This is a genomic window from Vulcaniibacterium tengchongense (assembly GCF_003814555.1).
GTDB lineage: Bacteria > Pseudomonadota > Gammaproteobacteria > Xanthomonadales > Xanthomonadaceae > Vulcaniibacterium > Vulcaniibacterium tengchongense.
Genome location: NZ_RKQN01000002.1, coordinates 619,348 through 638,865, shown reverse-complemented (window position 1 = coordinate 638,865; position 19,518 = coordinate 619,348). Strand labels below are relative to the sequence as shown.

General features: G+C 74.1%; 15 protein-coding genes. 10 read left to right on the top strand and 5 right to left on the bottom strand.

The window, feature by feature from the left end; translation table 11 throughout:
• Positions 1-267: 267 nt before the first annotated feature.
• The 3 genes from EDC50_RS09255 to EDC50_RS09245 all read left to right on the top strand — a co-directional run bounded on the left by EDC50_RS09255 (position 268) and on the right by EDC50_RS09245 (position 3,618).
• On the top strand, positions 268-1,323 hold the full coding sequence (locus EDC50_RS09255) for a two-component system sensor histidine kinase NtrB (RefSeq protein ID WP_123770192.1): 1,056 nt from the start codon (positions 268-270) through the stop codon (positions 1,321-1,323).
• Between the two features lie 183 nt (positions 1,324-1,506).
• Positions 1,507-2,931, top strand: a complete 1,425-nt coding sequence (gene ntrC, locus EDC50_RS09250) for a nitrogen regulation protein NR(I) (protein WP_123770191.1) — start codon at positions 1,507-1,509, stop codon at positions 2,929-2,931.
• 84 nt (positions 2,932-3,015) lie between these two features.
• A complete protein-coding gene (locus tag EDC50_RS09245; protein ID WP_123770190.1) occupies positions 3,016-3,618 on the top strand; it encodes a superoxide dismutase family protein in 603 nt (200 codons plus the stop codon).
• 225 nt (positions 3,619-3,843) lie between these two features.
• Here the strand turns inward: EDC50_RS09245 and gloA2 are convergent, their stop codons facing one another.
• Both gloA2 and EDC50_RS09235 read right to left on the bottom strand, forming a co-directional pair.
• Positions 3,844-4,233 (bottom strand): SMU1112c/YaeR family gloxylase I-like metalloprotein, encoded by a 390-nt coding sequence (gene gloA2 / locus EDC50_RS09240; protein ID WP_123770189.1) that lies wholly within the window; start codon positions 4,231-4,233, stop codon positions 3,844-3,846.
• A 256-nt stretch (positions 4,234-4,489) separates the two neighbouring features.
• A complete protein-coding gene (locus tag EDC50_RS09235) occupies positions 4,490-6,472 on the bottom strand; it encodes a UvrD-helicase domain-containing protein (protein WP_123770188.1) in 1,983 nt (660 codons plus the stop codon).
• A gap of 110 nt (positions 6,473-6,582) precedes the next feature.
• Here EDC50_RS09235 and EDC50_RS09230 point away from each other — a divergent pair, with 110 nt between their 5' ends.
• The 3 genes from EDC50_RS09230 to EDC50_RS09220 all read left to right on the top strand — a co-directional run bounded on the left by EDC50_RS09230 (position 6,583) and on the right by EDC50_RS09220 (position 8,983).
• A complete protein-coding gene (locus tag EDC50_RS09230) occupies positions 6,583-7,311 on the top strand; it encodes a sel1 repeat family protein (protein ID WP_123770187.1) in 729 nt (242 codons plus the stop codon).
• 79 nt (positions 7,312-7,390) lie between these two features.
• Positions 7,391-8,293: a methylglyoxal synthase gene (locus EDC50_RS09225; protein ID WP_123770186.1), complete on the top strand. Its 903-nt coding sequence runs from the start codon at positions 7,391-7,393 to the stop codon at positions 8,291-8,293.
• Positions 8,294-8,362: 69 nt separating this feature from the next.
• Positions 8,363-8,983 (top strand): thymidine kinase, encoded by a 621-nt coding sequence (locus EDC50_RS09220; RefSeq protein ID WP_123770185.1) that lies wholly within the window; start codon positions 8,363-8,365, stop codon positions 8,981-8,983.
• Positions 8,984-9,097: 114 nt separating this feature from the next.
• Here the strand turns inward: EDC50_RS09220 and EDC50_RS09215 are convergent, their stop codons facing one another.
• The 3 genes from EDC50_RS09215 to mutM form a co-directional block, all read right to left on the bottom strand.
• A complete protein-coding gene (locus tag EDC50_RS09215) occupies positions 9,098-11,926 on the bottom strand; it encodes a serine/threonine-protein kinase (RefSeq protein WP_123770184.1) in 2,829 nt (942 codons plus the stop codon).
• 85 nt (positions 11,927-12,011) lie between these two features.
• On the bottom strand, positions 12,012-12,578 hold the full coding sequence (locus EDC50_RS09210) for an ECF-type sigma factor (RefSeq protein WP_123770183.1): 567 nt from the start codon (positions 12,576-12,578) through the stop codon (positions 12,012-12,014).
• A 37-nt stretch (positions 12,579-12,615) separates the two neighbouring features.
• Positions 12,616-13,428: a bifunctional DNA-formamidopyrimidine glycosylase/DNA-(apurinic or apyrimidinic site) lyase gene (gene mutM / locus EDC50_RS09205; RefSeq protein WP_123770182.1), complete on the bottom strand. Its 813-nt coding sequence runs from the start codon at positions 13,426-13,428 to the stop codon at positions 12,616-12,618.
• Between the two features lie 539 nt (positions 13,429-13,967).
• Here mutM and EDC50_RS09200 point away from each other — a divergent pair.
• The 4 genes from EDC50_RS09200 (at position 13,968) to EDC50_RS09185 (ending at position 19,509) form a co-directional block, all read left to right on the top strand.
• Positions 13,968-15,152, top strand: a complete 1,185-nt coding sequence (locus EDC50_RS09200) for a DesA family fatty acid desaturase (RefSeq protein ID WP_123770181.1) — start codon at positions 13,968-13,970, stop codon at positions 15,150-15,152.
• Positions 15,153-15,255: 103 nt separating this feature from the next.
• Complete coding sequence (locus tag EDC50_RS09195; protein ID WP_425477910.1) at positions 15,256-15,588, top strand: EF-hand domain-containing protein; 333 nt, start codon at positions 15,256-15,258, stop codon at positions 15,586-15,588.
• Positions 15,589-15,914: 326 nt separating this feature from the next.
• Entirely contained in the window at positions 15,915-17,033 is a 1,119-nt protein-coding gene (locus EDC50_RS09190; RefSeq protein WP_123770179.1) for an alpha/beta fold hydrolase, read from the top strand.
• Between the two features lie 115 nt (positions 17,034-17,148).
• A complete protein-coding gene (locus EDC50_RS09185; protein ID WP_123770178.1) occupies positions 17,149-19,509 on the top strand; it encodes a Tex family protein in 2,361 nt (786 codons plus the stop codon).
• Positions 19,510-19,518 lie beyond the last annotated feature (9 nt).

Sequence of the window (19,518 nt, the reverse complement as noted above, 5' to 3'; positions counted from 1 at the left end):
GATGGCGCGGAGGCCTTGTCCGCCATGCGCGTCGCGCCGCTTCCGGGCGCATGCGCCGGGAGGCCTCTTCGTGCAAGCGCATTGCGGACAGGCCCGTCCGTCGCAGGCGATCCAGGCCAGCGGCGAAGCCGCGCGCCACGGATGGCGAATGTCCGGGCGCCGGCGGCCCCCACCACGCCGCCGCCCGAGCGGCGAATGCGCCTGCGACCTCGCGCGCTCCGGTGCGTGCGCTGGGGCCCGACGAGGGTTTTGCACTAGCATGGTGCGATGCCCGAAGCGCCGCGCCCCGATCTGGACAGCCTGACCACGCCGCTGGCGTGGGCGGACGCCGACGGCGGCATCGCCGGCAACAACACCGCGTTCTCGCGCTGGCTCGGCGTCAGCGCGCGGCGCCTGCTCGGCTGGCCCCTCGGCGGGCTGGACGGGGGCGACGGGCGCCTGCGCGAAGCGCTGGCCCGCCACGACGGCGCCGACGCGCCGCTGCGCCTGCGCCGGGTCGGCTTGCGCTTCGCCGACGGCGAGGCGCGCTTCGCCGACGTCTGGCTGAGCGCCGGCGAGGACGGCGGTTGGTTGCTGGAGGCGCATCCGGTCGACGAGTTCCCGGGCGACGATCCGGCGCTGCTGCTGCCTTCGGCGCTGTCGGCCGCGCTCCGGGGCCTGGCGCACGAGCTGCGCAATCCGCTGGCCGGGCTGAAGGGCGCGGCGCAGTTGCTGGCGCGGCGGCTCGACGCGGCGCAGGGCGGCCGCGCCGAACGCGAACTGGTGGCGCTGATCGCCGGCGAGGTCGAGCGCCTGACCGGCCTGGTCGACCGCCTGCTCAACCCGGCGCCGGCGCGGCCGCACGAGCCGCTCAACATCCACGCCGTGCTCGAGCGCGTGCTGCGCCTGGCCGAGAGCGAGGCCGGCTGGGCGGTGCGCCTGGTGCGCGACTACGATCCGAGCCTGCCGGAACTGCACGGCGACGCCGACCGCCTGACGCAGGCGGTGTGGAACCTGGTGCGCAACGCGATCGAGGCCGGCGCGAGCCAGGTGACGCTGCGCACCCGCGCCGAGCACGCCGCGCGCATCGGCGAGGCGGCGCATGCGCTGGCGCTGCGCCTGGAAATCGCCGACGACGGCCGCGGCGTGCCCGAGGAGCTGGCCGAGCGGCTGTTCCTGCCGCTGGTGTCCGGCCGCGCCGAGGGCAGCGGGCTGGGGCTGGCGCTGGCGCAGCAGGTCGCGCGCGAGCACCGCGGCTCGCTGGTCTACCGCTCGCGCCCGGGGCATACCGTGTTCACCCTGCTGCTGCCGCTGGCGCTGGAGGAGGACGGCGATGGCGGGTGAGCGCAGTCGCGCGCGCCGCGAGGCGCGAGTGGAGAGGGCGGGATCAGGAGGAAACCGGAACGTGGGGACCGGCGGCCGCGGCCGCGGCGCCTGGCCACGGCTTCCCCTCCGCCCGGCCCTTTCGCTCCGTCGCTCCGCGCCCGACACGAAGCCCGCACCGCGCCGCAGAGGAGCCGCAGCCGCATGACCGCCGCCGAGCCCGCCCGCATCTGGGTCGTCGACGACGACCGCAGCGTGCGCTTCGTCCTGGCCACCGCGCTGCGCGAGGCCGGCTACGAGGTGGACGGCTTCGAGCGCGCCGCCGACGCGCTCGCCGCGCTGGAGGCGCGCGGCGCGCCCGACCTGCTGTTCACCGACGTGCGCATGCCCGGCGAGGACGGGCTGGCGTTGCTGGACAAGCTTAAGGCGCGCGCGCCGCGGCTGCCGGTGATCGTGATGAGCGCCTACACCGACGTGGCCAGCACCGCCGGCGCGTTCCGCGGCGGCGCGCACGAGTTCCTGTCCAAGCCTTTCGACCTCGACGAGGCGGTGGCGCTGGCCGCGCGCACGCTCGGCCAGGCGCGGCAAGGCCCCGTGCCCGCGGCGCCGAGCGAAGCGGCTGCCGGCGAGGACGGCCTGGTCGGCGAGACCCCGGCGATGCGCACGCTGTTCCGCGCGATCGGCCGCCTGGCGCAGGCGCCGCTGTCGGTGCTGATCACCGGCGAGACCGGCACCGGCAAGGAGCTGGTCGCGCGCGCGCTGCACCGCGAGTCGCCGCGCGCGGGCCGGCCGTTCGTCGCGCTCAACACCGCGGCGATCCCGGCCGAGCTGCTGGAGAGCGAACTGTTCGGCCACGAGGCCGGCGCGTTCACCGGCGCGCAGCGGCGCCACGTCGGCCGCTTCGAACAGGCCGACGGCGGCACCCTGTTCCTCGACGAGATCGGCGACATGCCGCTGCCGCTGCAGACGCGGCTGCTGCGCGTGCTGGCCGAGGGCGAGTTCTTCCGCGTCGGCGGGCGCGAACTGATCCGCGTCGACGTGCGGGTGATCGCCGCCACGCACCAGGACCTGGAGGCGCTGGTCGAGCAGGGCCGCTTCCGCGCCGACCTGCTGCACCGGCTCGACGTGGTGCGCCTGCGGCTGCCGCCGCTGCGCGAACGGCGCGAGGACATCCCGCGCCTGGCCGAGCGCTTCCTCGCCGCCGCCGCGGCCAAGCTGCAGGCGCCGGCCAAGCGCTTCGCCGACGCCGCGCTGGAACGGCTGCTCGCCTATTCCTGGCCCGGCAACGTGCGCCAGCTGGAGAACCTGTGCTGGCGCCTGGCCGCGCTCGCGCCCGGCGACACCATCACCCGCGCCGATCTCGACGAGGTGCTGGCCGCCGCATCGGGCAAAGACGGGATCGACGCCGCCGGCGAAGATTGGGACGCGCGCCTGGCGGCCTGGGCGCGCGCGCAGCTGGCGCGGGGCAGCGACGGCATCCACGCGCAGGCGCGCGAGCGCTTCGAACGCGCCCTGCTCGACGCCGCGCTGGCGCACACCGGCGGCCGCCGCACCGAAGCGGCGGCGCGCCTGGGCCTGGGCCGCAACACCCTGACCCGCAAGCTCGGGCCGGGCCGGCGGCGCCGCTAGCGCAACCGTTCACCGATGCGGCACCGGGCCGCGCCTAAGCTTTCGCTCCCGCATTCATCGCGTTCGCACCCACAGGAGTTCCGCATGAAGACCGCAACGCTCCCCCTCGCCCTGGCCGCGGCCGTGTCCGCCCTGCTGCTCGGCGCCTGCAGCACCGCACCGGACGCCGGCACGCAGCCGCGGGCCGACGCGGGGCAGGGCCCGGCCGCTGCGGCCGGCGCGACGTCGACCGCGCAGGCGGCGCGGGTGGTGCTCGCGCCCGCCTCGGGCAGCCTGGTCAGCGGCACGCTCGAGCTGAGGCCGACGGGCAACGGCGTGCACCTGCGCGGCGAGATCGGCGGCCTGGGCCCGAACGGCACCCACGCGATCCATATCCATGAGAAGGGCGACTGCAGCGCGGCCGACGCCAGCAGCGCCGGCGGCCACTTCAACCCGGCCGGCGCGCCGCACGGCAAGGTCGACCGCGGCGCGCACCATGCCGGCGACATGGACAACATCGTCGCCGACGCCGAAGGCGTGGCGAAGGTCGACGTGCACGCCAGCGGCGTCACCCTCGGCGGCGGCGCGGCGAACGACGTCGCCGGCAAGGCGGTGATCGTGCACGCCGCGGCCGACGACTACACCACCCAGCCGACCGGCAACGCCGGCGGGCGCCTGGCCTGCGGCGTCATCGCCGTCACCCGCTGAGGCGCGACGGCTCCCCGGGCAGCGCCCGCGACGCGCATCCTCCGGCGGCGCCCCCGCATCGCCGCGCGCCGCAGAGAGGCGACGCGGCGGTCGCGGGCGACCCGCGACTCGCCGCGCCTGGCGCCGGCGCGCGGGACGGGTGCCCCGGGGACCGCGTCGCCGCGGTTCGGCGGACGCCCGGGATGCGCGGCCGGCCGGCCGCCATGCGCTGGGCTCCGGCACCCGTCAGCCGGCTTCGTAGAGCTCGATCGGCAGGCCGTCCGGGTCGGCGAAGAAGGTGAAGCGGCGGCCGGTGAACTCGTCGACCCGGATCGGCTCGACCGCCACGCCCTGCGCCTGCAGCGCCGCCGCCGCGCCGGCGACGTCCTCGACCTCGAACGCGAGATGGCGCAGGCCGCAGGCCTCCGGATACGAAGGCCGCGGCGGCGGCGAGGGGAACGAGAACAGCTCGAGCCGGCCGCCGTCCGGCAGTTCCAGGTCGAGCTTCCAGGAATCGCGCGCCGCCCGGTACGCCTCGCCGACCACGCGCAGGCCGAGCGTCTCGGCGTAGAAGCGCCTGGAGCGCGCGTAGTCGGAACAGATCAGGGCGACGTGGTGGATGCGGCGCAGGCGCATGGATTCGGCTCAGCCACGGATTTTGCGCGGATGACCGCGGAAAGAGGATTCCGCATCGGGCCGCAGAGCGCAACGGCCGCGTCCGCCCGTCGTTCCCGCTGCGGCCATCGAGCGGCGTCGACCGGTGGGGCGGGCCGCCGCAGGAGCCGGAGGAGCCCGCAGCCCCGGCGAAGCCGGTGCGGGGCGTTGCGATGCGCTCGCGTGGCGATTCATCCGTGCCGATCCGCGCGAACCGCGGCCGAAGCGGGTCGCCGCTTCAGCCTTCCTCCAGCAGCGCCCGGATCGCCGCGAACCCGGCCGCCGCGCGCTCCTGCTTGCGCGCCGCGTCGGCCTCGGGGTCGGCGCCGTCGCGCTGGATCTCCGCCGCCGGCAGCTCGTCGAAGAAGCGGCTGGGCTGCAGGCGGACCTTGTCGCCCCAGCGCTGCGTCTGGCGCGAATAGGACAGCCACAGCTGTTCCTTGGCGCGGGTGATGCCCACGTAGAGCAGGCGCCGCTCCTCCTCGAGCGAGCCTTCCTCCAGCGCCATCTCGTGCGGCAGGGTGCCGTCCTCCATGCCGACGATGAACACGTAGCGGAACTCCAGGCCCTTGGCCGCGTGCAGGCTCATCAGCCGCACCTGGTTGCCGGGCTCGCCCTTGTCCGCATGCGACAGCAGCGCCAGTTGCGCGGCCAGTTCGCCCGGGCCGGCGCCCTTGCCGCCGTCGAACCACTCCGACAGCTCCTCCAGGTTCTCCTTGCGCCGCTGGAAGCTGGCCTCGTCCTTGCACTGCGCGCGGATCGCCGCGAGCAGGCCGCTCTTCTCGGCCAGCACCCGCACCAGCTCGGCCGGCGCGACCTGCTGCGCCTGCGCGCGCAGCTGGCGCACGATGGCGACGAAACCGTCCAGCGCGTTGGCCGCGCGCGGCGTCAGCTGCTTGAGCACGCCGATCTGCTCGGCCGCGCGCGACATCGGCAGGTGCAGCTGCTGCGCCAGCTCGGCGAGCCGGGACAGCGTGCCGGCGCCGACCTCGCGCTTGGGCGCCTGCACCGCGCGCAGGAACGCGGCGTCGTCGTCCGGGTTGGCGATCAGCCGCAGCCAGGCCAGCGCGTCCTTGACCTCGCCGCGCTCGAGGAAGGCGGTGCCGCCGGACAGGTGGTAGGGAATGCGCAGCAGCTGCAGCGCCTTCTCCAGCGGCCGGCTCTGGTGGTTGCCGCGGAACAGGATGCAGAAGTCGCTCCACGGCGCCTGCTTGGCGGCGGCGAGGAAGTGGATCTCGCCGGCCACCTTCTCCGCCTCGTGCGCGGCGTCGCGGCATTCCCAGACGCGGATGCGCTCGCCGTCGGGATTGTCGCTCCACAGCGTCTTCGGGTGTTCGTGCGGGTTGTGCGCGATCAGCGCGTTGGCCGCGCGCAGCACGCGGTTGGAGCAGCGGTAGTTCTGCTCCAGCTTGATGACCTGCAGGCCCGGGTAGTCCCTGCCCAGCTGCAGCAGGTTGTCGGGGTTGGCGCCGCGCCAGGCGTAGATCGACTGGTCGTCGTCGCCCACGCAGGTGAACAGGCCCTTGGGCCCGGCCAGCGCCTTGAGCAGGCGGTACTGCGCGTCGTTGGTGTCCTGGCACTCGTCGACCAGCAGGTAGCCGATGCGCTCGCGCCAGGCCAGGCGCACGTCCTCGTTCGCCTCCAGCAGCTGCACCGGCAGGCGGATCAGGTCGTCGAAGTCGACCGCGTTGAACGTGGCCAGCCGCGCCTGGTAGCGCGCGTACAGCGCCGCGGCCTCCATCTCGCGCGCGCTCCCCGCCGCGGCCAGCGCCCCCTCCGGCGACAGCCCGGCGTTCTTCGCGCGCGAGATCAGCTGGCGCATGTCGTCGATCGCGTCCGGCTTGGTCCCGGGCGGCAGCAGGTCCTTGACCTGCGCCGCGCTGTCGTCGCTGTCGAACACCGAGAAGCCGCGCCGCAGGCCGGCGCGGGCGTGCTCGATCTGCAGGAACTTCAGCCCGAGCGCGTGGAAGGTGCACACGGTCAGGCCCTCGGCGGCGTCGCCCCGGATCCGCTTGCCGACGCGCTCCTTCATCTCGCGCGCCGACTTGTTGGTGAAGGTGATCGCGGCGATCCGCCGGGCCGGCATCCGCCCGGAGCCGATCAGATGGGCGATCTTCTCGACAATCACGCGGGTCTTGCCGCTGCCGGCGCCGGCGAGCACGAGCAGGGGGCCGTCGGTGTGCAGGACGGCGGCGCGCTGGGGGGGGTTGAGGCCGTGCATGGCGGGGGTTTGCTGCCGCGGAGGCGGCGGCGTATTGTGCCGCATCGCAGGCTCCGGGCGGCCAGGTCCGCCCCGCGCCGGGCGCGCGGCGGCACTGCGGGAGAGGCGCGATGCGGATCTTCGCAATCGTCTGGGGTTGTGCGCTGGCGGTTGCGGCCCGGGCGGCGGAGCCGCCGGTCGCGGCGCAGGCGGTGGTCGCGGACACCGACCGCATGCACGCGCGCGACTACGACCGGCGCACGCGCCTGGCACGCACGCACCCGAACGAACTGTGGCGGCTGTACGGCGGCGACGCCGCCGCCAAGGGGCAGTGGCGCGACGCGCTGCGCCATTTCCGCAGGGCCGCGCGCCACGCCGACAAGTATTCGCAGCACCGCATCAGCCTGATGTACTGGCATGGCGTCGGGGTCGGGCGCGACCGCGCGCTCGCCTACGCCTGGGCCGACCTCGCCGCCGAGCGCCTGTACCCGGGCTTCGTCGTGCTGCGCGAGAAGATGTGGCTCGAACTCGGCCGGGACGAACGCGAACGCGCGCTGCGCGAAGGCGGCGCGCTGTACGCCGAGTTCGGCGACGCGGCGGCCAAGCCGCGGCTGCAGCGCGCGATCCTGAAGGCGCGCTCGCGGACCACCGGCAGCCGCACCGGCTACACCGACGGCCGGCTGCAGGTGAGCGGGCCGACCGGTGCCGCGCCCGGCGGCCCCGGCGATTTCGACCTGTCGGCGATATACGCCGACTGGCGCCTCGACGCGCGCGCGTACTGGGCGGTGGAAGACGCGATCTGGAAGCACGGCAACGTCGAGGTCGGGCCCGCGACGGCCGTGGACGACCCGGCGGACTGACCCGCTCCGCGGCGGCCGCGCCGGTGGGTGGCGGGCGCGTAATAGACTGCGCGCCTGTGCCGATCACGACGGAACCCCCATGCGCCTGGGCCTGGCCGCCAACCGCTTGCACCACCTGGGCGCGGACGCCGCGCTGTTCCGCTGGCTCGACGCCTGCGAGGCGGGCATCCGCGAGCTGGGACTGGAGCTGCACGCGGTCGGCCGCACCTACGATGCGATCGCCGCGGCAGGGCGGCTGGGCGGCCATCCGGGGCTGCGCCGCTATCCCTACGGCCGCGAAGGCGGGCTGATGAAACTGGTCGCCGAAGTGGCCGGCCCGGACGATCCGGCGCGCGCGCTCGACGGCGCGATCTACCTGATCGACCCGGTCGACCCGTCCTCGGTGTTTCCCGAGGCGCTGGCGCTGAAGCGGCAGTGCGTGATCCACGGCAAGCCGTTCGTGTCCACCATGGCCGGCGCGCGCGACTGGATCGAGGTGGAGCGCCTCCACGCCGGCCTCGCGCCGGACCCGGGGGCGGACGACCTGCACGCGCTGGAGCGCCAGACCCTGGCGCTGATCGCGCACGACGCGATGAAGCCGCAGATGCTGGCCTTCGCCGCCGAGCACTTCGACCTGCTCTCGCGCTTCGCCCGCCGCGTCGCCACCGGCACCACCGGCCAGCGCCTGAACGAGCTGGCCTGGAGCCGCGGCTGGCCGCAGGACCGCGAATGGGCGCAGCGCTACCGCAGCGGCCCGATGGGCGGCGACGCGCAGATCGCCGACCTGGTGCTGGAGCGGCGCTGCCGCCGCGCGATCTTCTTCGAGGACCCGCACGTCGCCCGCCAGCACGAGGCCGACATCCAGCTGCTGGAGCGCGCGGTCACCACCGTCACCTTCGACGCGATGTGCATGACTTCGCCGGCGATGGCGCGGCGCTGGGCGGAAGCGGCGGCGCGGCGGGCCAACCCGGAAACCCGCAACGGACGGCGAACGGATGCGTGATCGCGCACCGCCCGCGCCCGGCCTCCGCCCCGGTTCCTCGTCCCCGATCCTTCGTTCCTGTTTCGATCCATGGCCAAGCTCTACTTCTACTACTCGGCGATGAACGCCGGGAAGACCACCACGCTGCTGCAGTCGGCGCACAACTACCGCGAACGGGGGATGCGGGTGGCGATCCTGACCCCGCGCCTGGACGACCGCGCCGGCGCCGGCGTGGTCGCCTCGCGCATCGGCCTGCGCGCCGAGGGCATGGGCTTCGAGCGCGGCGACGACCTGCAGGCCAGGGTGGAGCGCGACATCGCCGCGCACGGGCCGCTGCACTGCGTGCTGGTCGACGAGGCGCAGTTCCTGAGCAAGGCCCAGGTGTGGCAACTCACCGAGGTGGTCGACGCGCTGCGCATCCCGGTGCTGTGCTACGGCCTGCGCACCGACTTCCGCGGCGAGCTGTTCGAGGGCAGCCAGTACCTGCTCGCCTGGGCCGACGAGCTGACCGAGATCAAGACCATCTGCCACAGCGGCAAGAAGGCGACGATGGTGGTGCGGGTGGACGCGCAGGGCCGCGCGGTGCGCGAAGGGCCGCAGGTGGAGATCGGCGGCAACGACCGCTACGTCTCGGTCTCGCGCGCCGAGTACAAGAAGGTGATGCGCGGCGAGGGCACGATCGAGCCGCTGCAGCCGCCGCTGCTGCTGTAGCTTTGCCTCCGCCGCCCCCGAGGCAGGCGGCCCGCCCGCGCGGCGGCTTCGCACGGCGGAGGCGGCGAAGGACGCGGGGGTGCCCGGTCCCGAGATGAAGCGGTTGCGGGTGCCTCAGCCGCAGCCGCGCCGGATCGCCTCCACCTCGCGCGTGACCAGGCCGCCGTCGGGTTGCTGCTCGCGCAGGGTTTCCAGCAGCGCGTCGAGCTCGGTCTGCGCCTCGGTGCGGGCGTCGGGCGGTTCCTCCGGCGCGGCGCAGCGCAGCTGCGCGAGATAGGCCTGCGCGCGCCACGCGGTGCGGCGCAGCTCCGGGTCCTGGGTCGGCAGGCCGGCGAGCAGTCGCAGCCGCGCCACGGCATCGTCGGTCTCGCCGTCGCGCGCCAGCTGCCGCGCCAGCGCCAGCTCGGCCAGGCGCGTGCGCGGGTGCGCGGCGCCGTAGCCGGCGCGGGTCAGCGCGACCGCGCGTTGCAGCAGCGCCAGCCCCTGGTCGTGGCGGCCGAGCGCGACCTCGACCTGGCCGCGCAGCCGGGCCACGTCGCCCAGCAGCGGGTGCCCGGCGCCGAAGCGCGCCTCGCGCAGCTTCCCCGCCTCGTTCAGCGCGGCCAGGGCCGAGCGTTGCCGGCCGCTGCCGTGCAGCACGCGCGCGTAGGCGTACAGGCTGTCGGCCACGCGCGCGCCGTCGCCGTTCTCGCGCGCGATCGCCAGCGCGCGCTGCAGCAGGGTCAGCGCGCGCGGCGCGTCGCCGCGCTCCCAGGCGAGCAGGCCGAGCTGGCGGTAGACCTCCTCCAGTTCCGGGTTGCCGCGCTGGCGGTCGCGCCGCTGCAGCAGTTGCCCCAGCACCTCGCGCAGTTCGTTCTGGGCGTCGGCGAAGCGGCCCTGGGCGATGTGCAGCTGGGCGAGCTGGCGCCGCAGCGCCAGGGTCGAGGGATGCTGCGCGCCGTACACCTCCAGCGCCAGCGCGTAGCTGTCGGCGGCTTCGCGCTCGGCGGCGTCGACCTGGTCCAGCTCGCGGCGCAGGTCGGCGATCTGGCGGCCGATCTCGACCTGCAGCGCGTGCCGCTCGCCGACCGTCTGGGTCAGCTGCGCGCGCGCCTGCTCGAAGCCCTGCAGCGCGGCCGCGGTCTGGCCGGCATCGGCCTGCAGCTGGGCCAGGTCCATCAGGTTCTCGACCGCGCCGACCGCGTCGCGGTCCTCGCGGCGCACCGCCAGCGCGCGCTCGAACAGCTGGCGCGCGCCCTGCAGCTCGCCGTCCTCGCGCCGGCAGCGGCCGAGCTGGGAATAGAACTCGCTGGCCTGCGGCGGCAATTGCGCCTGCTCGCGGCGCGCGGTGGCCAGCGCCGGCTGCATCAGTTCGATGCAGCGGCGCGGCTCGCCGAGCAGGCGCAGCGCCTGGCCGCGCTGGGTCAGCGACTCCAGCTGCAGGCTCACCGGCGCGTCGTCGAGGCCGCGCAGGATCGCGGCCTGGCGTTCGAGCAGGGTCAGCGCTTCGCGGTAGTCGCCCAGGCCGATGCGCAGCCGCGCGATCACGCCGAGCAGCTCGGCGCGCGCGCGCGGCTGCCGCGCCAGCTCGCGGTCGCCGCGCGCCAGCGAGGCGTCGAGCAGGCCGCGCAGGTCCAGTGCCTGGCCCTCGGGCGTGCCGCGCGCGCTCTCGAACACGCCGACCATGAAGTCCTGCATCGCCTGCGCGCGGCCGGCCTCCTGGACCGCCTGGCGCGCCTGCCAGGCCACCGTCGCCAGCGACACCGCCAGCACCGTCGCCACCAGCGTGCCGGTGGCCAGCGCCCAGCGGTGCCGGCGCAGGTACTTGCCGAGCCGGTAGCTCCAGCTCTGCGGCCGCGCCAGCACCGGGCGCCCCGCCTGGTAGCGCTGCAGGTCCAGCGCCAGCGCCTCGACCGAGGGGTAGCGCTGCTCCGGGCGCTTGGACAGGGTCTTGAGCACGATGTTGTCGAGATCGCCCGACAGCGCGCGCGCCAGGCGGCGCAGCGTGGCGGCGTCGGCCTCGCCCTCCTCCTCGCCGCGGCGCAGGACGGTCAGCGACGGCCGGGTCGGGTCGGCGGCGAGGATCGCCTCCTCCCACTCGGCGTCGGTCTGGCGCTTGAGCCGGTACGGCTTGGTGTCGGTGAGCAGTTCGTACAGCACCACGCCGAGCGAGTACACGTCGGTCATGGTGGTCACCGGCTCGCCGCGCACCTGCTCCGGCGCGGCGTAGTGCAGGGTGAACGCGCGCATGCCGGTGCGGGTGCGCTCGATCATCGGCGCGTCGGAATCGAGCAGCTTGGCGATGCCGAAGTCGAGCAGGCGCACGTCGCCGCCGGGCGTGACCAGGATGTTGGACGGCTTCAGGTCGCGGTGCACGATCAGGTTGGCGTGGGCGTGGCTGACCGCGTCGCAGATCTGCTGGAACATGCGCAGGCGCGCCTCCAGCGGCACCTGGCGGTTGCGGCAGTAGTCGCTGATCGGCTCGCCCTCGACGTACTCCAGCGCCAGGTACGGCACGCCCTCGGCGCTGACCCCGGCGTCGAGCAGGCGGGCGATGTGCGGGTGCGCGAGCCGGGCGAGGATCTCGCGCTCGCGCGAGAAGCGCAGGCGCAGGTTGTGGTCGGCCAGGCCCGGGCGCAGCAGCTTCAGCGCGACCCGGCGCTGGTACAGGCCGTCGGCGCGCGCGGCCAGCCAGACCTGGCCCATGCCGCCCTCGCCGAGCAGGCGCTCGAGCCGGTACGGGCCGACCTCGCCGCCGGGCCGCAGGCCCGCGGGCGGTCCGACCAGCGGCTCGGCGAGGAAGTCGGCGTGCGCCTCCTCCAGCGCGATCAGCCGCTGCAACTCCCCGGCCAGGTCCGCGTCCTCCGCGCGCAGGCGCTGCAGGCGCTCGGCGCGCGCGTCCGCGTCCAGCTCGAGCAGGGCGTCGAGCAGCGGCGACAGGCGTTGCCAGCGATCCGGATCCATGGCCCGGGATCAGGAGCGGGCGGTCGGGAACGGGGAACGAGCGGCCGTTTCCCCGCGTTTCTCGCTCCTCTTCATGCGTTCCCCTTCATCGGCCGTCTTTCAGCGAGGCCAGCAGGAACAGCCGCGCCTTCTGCCAGTCGCGGCGGATGCTGCGCTCGGAGCGTTCCAGCAGCGCCGCGATCTCCAGTTCCGACAGGCCGGCGAAGTAGCGCAGCTCGACCACCTGGGCCAGGCGCGGGTCGACCGCGGCGAGCTTGGTGAGGGCGGCGTCCAGGCCCAGGGTCTCCTCGTCCAGGCGCAGGCCGCCTTCGACGTCGTCGGGCAGCTCGGTGACCCGGTGCAGGTCGCCGCCGCGCTTCTGCGCCAGGCGCTGGCGGGCGTAGTCGACCACGACGCTGCGCATCGCCGAGGCGGCGTAGGCGAAGAAGTGGGCGCGGTCGTCGAACTGCGCCTCGTGGCGGCCGACCAGCTTCAGGTAGGCCTCGTGCACCAGCGCGGTCGCGTCCAGGGTATGGCCGTGCTGCCCCGCGAGCTGGCGCCGGGCCATCGCGTGCAGCTCCTGGTAGAGCGTGGCGAGCACGCGGTCCAGCGCCGCGCGGTCGCCCCCGCGTGCCGCATCCAGCAGCAAGGTGATGTCGGCGGAGTCGGCCATCGGGGGGAATATAGCTCAGCGGCCGCGCACGGGGCGGCTAGCGCTGGCAGTGCCCGCACCAGACCGTGGTGCGCTGGCCGATCGCCGCCTGCTTCAGCGGCCGGCCGCAGCGCGGGCAGGGCTCGCCGCCGCGGCCGTAGGCGGCCAGTTCCTGCTCGAAATAGCCGGGCGCGCCGTCCGGGTCGAGGAAATCGCGCAGGGTGGTGCCGCCGCGGCCGATCGCGTACCGCAGGATGCGCTTGATCGCCTCCGCCAGCTGCCGGTAGCGCTCGCGCGAGACCCGCCCGGCCGGGCGCAGCGGCGAGACCCCGGCGGCGAACAGCGCCTCGGCGGCGTAGATGTTGCCTACCCCGACCACGACCCGCTGGTCCATCAGGAAGGCCTTCACCGGCGCCTTGCGGCCGCGGCTGAGCGCGAACAGGTAATCGCCGTCGAACGCCTCGGAAAGCGGTTCCGGGCCGAGGCCGGCGAGCAGCGCGTGGGTCTGCCCCGGCGGCTGCCAGAGCAGGCAGCCGAACCGGCGCGGATCGTTGAAGCGCAGCACCCGGCCGGAGTCAAGCGCCAGGTCGACATGGTCGTGCGCGCGCACCGGCGCATCGGCCGGCAGCACCCGCAGGCTGCCGGACATGCCCAGGTGCAGCAGCGCGCTGCCGGCGGCGGTGTCGAGCAGCAGGTACTTGGCGCGCCGGCGCACTGCGGCGATGCGCTGGCCCGGCAACTCGCGCGCGATCTCGGGCGGGATCGGCCAGCGCAGGTCGGGCCGGCGCAGGACCACGCCGGCGACGGTGCGGCCCTCGACGTGCGGCGCCAGGCCGCGGCGGGTGGTTTCGACTTCGGGCAGTTCGGGCATGGCGCAAGCGTACGTCGGCGCGCGGCGGGCGGCAGCCGGCGCCGCCGTTTTCCGGTCCGGCCGCATGCGCGGTCAGCGGTCGGATCGCCTTCGGTGCTGCCGGGCGAAGAACCGCGCGGCCGGGTCGCTGGTGCATCGCGCAGCGTGCGCCGGAAGGCTCACCCGAGGCTCCAGATCGCGCGGCTGGCGCGGCGCGCGCATCGCATGCGCGCGAAGTCGCCCCCTCGCGATTCGCTTGGTTCGGGCGCGCGCCGCGCGCCGGGCGCGGCTCGCGGCCGGAAGACCACGGCAATGCGCAGCCGGCAGAGGAGCGCGGTGCGCCAGGCGCCGTGACGGCCGCAGCGTTCGTTCAGCAAGGTGATCGATCCACGGACGCGGCGCGGCAGCGCGGGTGCGAATATCGGGCCTGCGCTTGCGCCGGGCCTGAACGACCCCATCACAGATCCGGCCCATACCCGAGCGAAGGGTGGGCTTGGGCTGGCATGATCGGACCTGGGATCGTCGGCTCGCCGGTCCCCTGCGTATCCCCCGGAGTCCTGATGTCCATTTCCCTGCTCGATTTCCTCGCCGGCGGCCTGCTCCAGGCCGGCTGGGGCCAGTTGCTCGTCTACCTGCTGGTGGCGACGCAGCTGACCATCTTCTCGGTCACCCTCTACCTGCACCGTTCGATGGCGCACCGCGCGGTCGACTTCCACCCGGTGCTGGCGCACTTCTTCCGCTTCTGGACCTGGCTGACCACCTCGATGATCACCAAGGAGTGGGCGGCGATCCATCGCAAGCACCACGCCAAGTGCGAGACCGAGGAGGACCCGCACAGCCCGCAGTTCAAGGGCATCGACACGGTGATGTGGCGTGGCGTCGAGCTGTACCGCGCCGCCCGCGCCCAGCGCGAGGACATCGAGAAGTACGGCAAGGGCTGCCCGGACGACTGGATCGAGCGCCGCCTGTACACCCCGTACGCGACCCTCGGCCCGACCCTGTTGCTGTTCATCAGCTTCGCCCTGTTCGGCTTCAAGGGCGTGGCGGTGTGGGCGGTGCAGATGCTGTGGATCCCGTTCTGGGCCGCCGGCGTGGTCAACGGCCTCGGCCACTGGTGGGGCTACCGCAACTTCGAGACCACCGACACCGCGACCAACCTGACCCCGTGGGGCTTCTGGATCGGCGGCGAGGAGCTGCACAACAACCACCACGCGTTCCCGTCCTCGGCCAAGTTCGCCCTGCGCAAGTGGGAGTTCGACATCGGCTGGACCGCGATCAAGCTGCTGGAGAAGCTGCGCCTGGCCAAGGTGCTGCGCGTGGCGCCCGCGCTCGACGTGCGCCCGAACATCGCCATGCCCGACGGCGAGACGCTGAAGGCGCTGCTGGCGATCCGCTTCCAGGCGATGACCGACTACTACCGCAACGTCACCCTGCCGGCGCTGCGCGAGGCCAAGCTCAAGCTGCCGCGCAAGCTGCGCCACGGCCTGGCCGACGGCGGCCGCTGGCTGGACGAGGACAAGCGCGCCAAGCTGCAGGCCTGGCTGGCCGAGCGGCCGAAGATCGCGACCCTGGCCGAGTTCCGCGCGCGCCTGGCGCAGATCCTCGACGACCGCTCGCACGACGCCCAGGCCACCCTGCAGAAGCTGCACGCGTGGTGCAACGAGGCCGAAGCCAGCGGCATCGCCGCGCTGCAGGCGTTCTCGGCCCGGCTGAAGGGCTACGCGCTGGCGCCGGCACGGACCTGATCCGGGCGAGGCACGCCCCGCGATGGACCGCGCCGCTGCGCCGCCGCGCATCGAAGGGCCCGCATCGGACGGTGCGGGCCTTTTCGCGTCCGCCGCGCGCGCGGTGCGGCTCGCGCTCCCGTTGGTCCTCGCCGCGTCCGCTTCGGCCGCCTTCGGCCAGGCCGTGCACGGCACCGCCGACTACCTGTCGCGCATGGACGCCGACCGCGACGGGCGCGTCTCGCTGGTCGAATACCAGGACTGGATGGGCTACGCCTTCGCCCGCATGGACCGCAACGGCGACGGCCAGCTCGAACCCGCCGAACTGCCCGGCGGCCGCGGCAAGCCGGTGAACCTCGCCGAGCACCGCGCACGCCTGGCCGCGACCTTCCGCCGCCAGGACACCGATCGCGACGGCTACCTCGGCGCGGCCGAGCTGGCGGCGCCGCCGCAGTAGCGCGCGCCCGCACGCCCGAGCGGCCGATGCGGGCGCCGTCGCCGCGCCGCGGACCGGGCGCGGCGGCTCCCATGGACTTCGTGGGTGCGCCAGGCCGCCGCGCCGGCGGATCGCGACGACGCGACATCGACCGATCGGACCGGTCCCCGCGGCGCGGCGATCGCGATGCAAGCCGCCCGGCGGCGAGGCATGACTCAAGGCAGTGGCCGCGGCTTTCGCCGCCCGGCACCTTGGGGCCGCCCGATCCGAGTGCGGTTCGACCCATCGCACCGGCATCCGGGCGCTCACCCGCCCCGTGCCGAGCGGCACGACACCACGGATCGCCCATGCCCTCATCCCGGAAGACGTTGCTTGCCGCCCTCCTCGGCCTCGCCGCGGCCGTTTCCGTCGCGCACGCCCAGGAATGCCCCGACGTCGCGCCCTACGCCAAGGCGCGCGAGGTCATCGAGGACCTCGAGCGCATCGTCGCGCCCGGCGGCGTGCAGGAGGCGTACAAGGCCCGGATCGGCGGCATCGAGCAGTGGCTCAACGTGCGCGGGCAGGACCGCGCCAACCCGATGATCCTGTTCGTGCACGGCGGGCCCGCCGCGCCGGTGACCCCCAGCCTGTGGCAGTTCCAGCGCCCGATCGAGGAATACTTCACCGTGGTCAACTGGGACCAGCGCGGCGCCGGCAAGACCTACAACGCGGTCGACCCGGACTCGATCGCCGGGACGGTGCGCATCTCGCGCTACGTCGACGACGCGATCGAGGTGGCCGAGCACCTGCGCGCCCGCTACGGCAAGGACAAGCTGATCCTGATGGGGCACAGCTGGGGCACGATCGTCGCGATGGGCGCGGCGCTGAAGCGGCCGGACCTGTTCCACGCCTACGTCGGCATCGGCCAGGTGATCAACACCCGCGAGAACGAGCGGATCAGCTTCGACTACGGCATGCGGCAGGCGAGGCTGCACGGGAACGAGGAGGCGGTGCGCGAGATGGAGACGATCGCGCCGTACCCGGGCGACCGGCCGATCACCCGCGAGCGCATCGTGCTGGCGCGCAAGTGGGCGCAGCACTACGGCGGCCTGAGCGCGTTCCGCGAGCACTCGCGCTACTACTACCGCGCGCCGCTGCTGTCGCCCGACTACGACGCGCAGGACGTATGCGCGATCGACCGCGGCAGCGTGTTCACCCTCGCCAAGGTGCTGCCGGAGTTCCTCGAGGTCGACTACACCACGGTGCGCGAGTTCCCGATCCCGGTGCTGATGTTCATGGGCCGCCACGACTACACCACGCCGTCGGAGCCCACCGCGGCCTGGCTGGACGAGGTGGACGCGCCGTACAAGCGCGGCGTGTGGTTCGAGCGCTCGGCGCACATGATTCCGTGGGAAGAACCGGGCAAGACCCTGGTCAGCCTGCTCGAATACGTGCGGCCGCTGGCCGCGGGCGAGCGGGGCCGGTGACGCGGCCGCGCGGCGCGAGCCCGCCCGCGCCGCGCTGTCAACGGGTACCGCGGACGCGGCCGCGTTGCGACAATCGCCGCTCCCCCGCGCCTTCCGGGATCGAGCCACGAACGCAATGCAAGACGACGCCAAGCACGCACAGCAGATCGCCGCCAAGATCGCCCGCCTCATCGCCGAGGAGATCGGCGCCCAGCCGCAACAGGCGCAGGCCGCCATCGCCCTGCTCGACGAGGGCGCGACGGTGCCGTTCATCGCGCGCTACCGCAAAGAGGCCACTGGCGGGCTCGACGACACCCAGCTGCGCAACCTGGAAACGCGCCTGGCCTACCTGCGCGAGCTGGAGGACCGCCGCGCCGCGGTGCTGGCCAGCATCGGGGAGCAGGGCAAGCTGACCGACGAACTGCGCGCGCAGATCGAGGCCGCCGACAGCAAGGCGCGCCTGGAAGACCTGTACCTGCCGTACAAGCCCAAGCGCCGCACGCGCGCGCAGATCGCGCGCGAGGCCGGCCTGGAGCCGTTGGCCGACGGCCTGCTTGCCGATCCCCGCCTCGTGCCGGAGGAATTCGCCGCCGGCTTCGTCGACGCCGGGAAGGGCGTGGCCGACGCCAAGGCCGCGCTCGACGGCGCGCGCGCGATCCTGATGGAGCGTTGGGGCGAGGACGCGCAGCTGGTCGGCGAATTGCGCCAGTGGCTGCACGAGGTGGGCATGATTCGTTCGCGCGTGGCCGAAGGCAAGGAGGTCGCGGGCGAGAAGTTCCGCGACTACTTCGACCACGCCGAGCCGCTGGCGAAGATCCCCTCGCACCGGCTGCTGGCGCTGTTCCGCGGCCGCCGCGAGGAATTCCTGTTCCTCGACCTCGACCCGGGCGCCGACGCGGACGCCGGCCACGCCCAGGCCGAGGCGCGCGTCGCCGCGCACGTCGGCGTCAAGGCGGCCGGCCGCCCCGCCGACAAGTGGCTGCTCGACACCTGCCGCCTGACCTGGAAGGCCAAGCTGCACCTGCACCTGATGCTCGACCTGTTCGCGCAGGCGCGCGAGAAGGCCGAGGCCGAGGCGATCGCGGTGTTCGGCGACAACCTCAAGGACCTGCTGCTGGCCGCGCCGGCCGGGCCGAAGGCCGTGCTCGGCCTCGACCCGGGCCTGCGCACCGGGGTCAAGGTCGCGGTGGTCGACCGCACCGGCAAGCTGGTCGACACCGCGACCATCTACCCGCACGAGCCCAAGCGGCAGTGGGAACAGTCGCTGCAGGTGCTGCGCGCGCTGTGCGCGAAGCACCGGGTGGAGCTGGTCGCGATCGGCAACGGCACCGCCTCGCGCGAGACCGACAAGCTCGCCGGCGAGCTGCTCAGGCTGGCGCCGGAGCTGAAGATGCAGAAGATCGTGGTCAGCGAGGCCGGCGCCTCGGTGTACTCGGCTTCGGAGCTGGCGGCCAGGGAGTTCCCGGACCTCGACGTGTCGCTGCGCGGCGCGGTGTCGATCGCGCGGCGCCTGCAGGACCCGTTGGCCGAGCTGGTCAAGATCGAGCCCAAGGCGATCGGGGTGGGCCAGTACCAGCACGACGTCGACCAGATCCGCCTCGCGCGCGCGCTCGACGCCAAGGTCGAGGACTGCGTGAACGCGGTCGGCGTGGACGTGAACACCGCATCGAGCGCGCTGCTGACCCGCGTCTCCGGCCTGTCGCCGACCGTGGCCGAGAACATCGTCGTCTACCGCAACCAGAACGGCCCGTTCCGCAGCCGCAAGGAGCTGCTCAAGGTGCCGCGCCTGGGCGAGAAGACCTTCGAGCAATGCGCCGGCTTCCTGCGCATCGCCGACGGCGAGGAACCGCTGGACGCCTCGGCGGTGCACCCGGAGGCCTACCCGGTGGTCGAGCGCATCCTGCGCCAGTGCGGCCGCGAGGTGAAGCAGGTGATCGGCGACGCCGCGCTGCTGCGTTCGCTCAAGCCGGAGCAGTTCGTCGACGAGCGCTTCGGCGTGCCGACCGTGCGCGACATCCTCAAGGAGCTGGAGAAGCCCGGCCGCGACCCGCGCCCGGAGTTCAAGGCCGCGCGCTTCGCCGACGGCGTGGAGGACATCAAGGACCTGCGCCCGGGGATGATCCTGGAAGGCGTGGTCAGCAACGTCGCCGCGTTCGGCGCCTTCGTCGACATCGGCGTGCACCAGGACGGGCTGATCCACATCTCGGCGCTGTCGGACAAGTACGTCAAGGACCCGCGCGAGGTGGTCAAGGCCGGCGACATCGTCAAGGTGAAGGTGCTGGAGGTGGACGTGGCGCGCAAGCGCATCGCCCTGACCCGGCGCCTGGACGACGAGGCGCCGGCGCCGCGCAGCCCGCGCGAGAACGGCGAGCGGCGCGATGCCCGCGCGCACGGCCCCCGCGGCGGCCGCGATTCGAACCGCGCCGGCGGCAAGCCCGCCGCGGCGCCGATGAACAACGCCCTGGCGCAGGCGTTCGCGCGCGCCAAGCGCGGCTGAGTAAAGACG

What these genes read in the sequence shown, in the direction of transcription:
- EDC50_RS09255 (WP_123770192.1), top strand. Translation starts at nt 268, where the DNA reads ATGCCCGAAGCGCCGCGCCCCGATCTGGACAGCCTGACCACGCCGCTG.
- ntrC (WP_123770191.1), top strand. Translation starts at nt 1,507, where the DNA reads ATGACCGCCGCCGAGCCCGCCCGCATCTGGGTCGTCGACGACGACCGC.
- EDC50_RS09245 (WP_123770190.1), top strand. Translation starts at nt 3,016, where the DNA reads ATGAAGACCGCAACGCTCCCCCTCGCCCTGGCCGCGGCCGTGTCCGCC.
- gloA2 (WP_123770189.1), bottom strand. Translation starts at nt 4,233, where the DNA reads ATGCGCCTGCGCCGCATCCACCACGTCGCCCTGATCTGTTCCGACTAC.
- EDC50_RS09235 (WP_123770188.1), bottom strand. Translation starts at nt 6,472, where the DNA reads ATGCACGGCCTCAACCCCCCCCAGCGCGCCGCCGTCCTGCACACCGAC.
- EDC50_RS09230 (WP_123770187.1), top strand. Translation starts at nt 6,583, where the DNA reads ATGCGGATCTTCGCAATCGTCTGGGGTTGTGCGCTGGCGGTTGCGGCC.
- EDC50_RS09225 (WP_123770186.1), top strand. Translation starts at nt 7,391, where the DNA reads ATGCGCCTGGGCCTGGCCGCCAACCGCTTGCACCACCTGGGCGCGGAC.
- EDC50_RS09220 (WP_123770185.1), top strand. Translation starts at nt 8,363, where the DNA reads ATGGCCAAGCTCTACTTCTACTACTCGGCGATGAACGCCGGGAAGACC.
- EDC50_RS09215 (WP_123770184.1), bottom strand. Translation starts at nt 11,926, where the DNA reads ATGGATCCGGATCGCTGGCAACGCCTGTCGCCGCTGCTCGACGCCCTG.
- EDC50_RS09210 (WP_123770183.1), bottom strand. Translation starts at nt 12,578, where the DNA reads ATGGCCGACTCCGCCGACATCACCTTGCTGCTGGATGCGGCACGCGGG.
- mutM (WP_123770182.1), bottom strand. Translation starts at nt 13,428, where the DNA reads ATGCCCGAACTGCCCGAAGTCGAAACCACCCGCCGCGGCCTGGCGCCG.
- EDC50_RS09200 (WP_123770181.1), top strand. Translation starts at nt 13,968, where the DNA reads ATGTCCATTTCCCTGCTCGATTTCCTCGCCGGCGGCCTGCTCCAGGCC.
- EDC50_RS09190 (WP_123770179.1), top strand. Translation starts at nt 15,915, where the DNA reads ATGCCCTCATCCCGGAAGACGTTGCTTGCCGCCCTCCTCGGCCTCGCC.
- EDC50_RS09185 (WP_123770178.1), top strand. Translation starts at nt 17,149, where the DNA reads ATGCAAGACGACGCCAAGCACGCACAGCAGATCGCCGCCAAGATCGCC.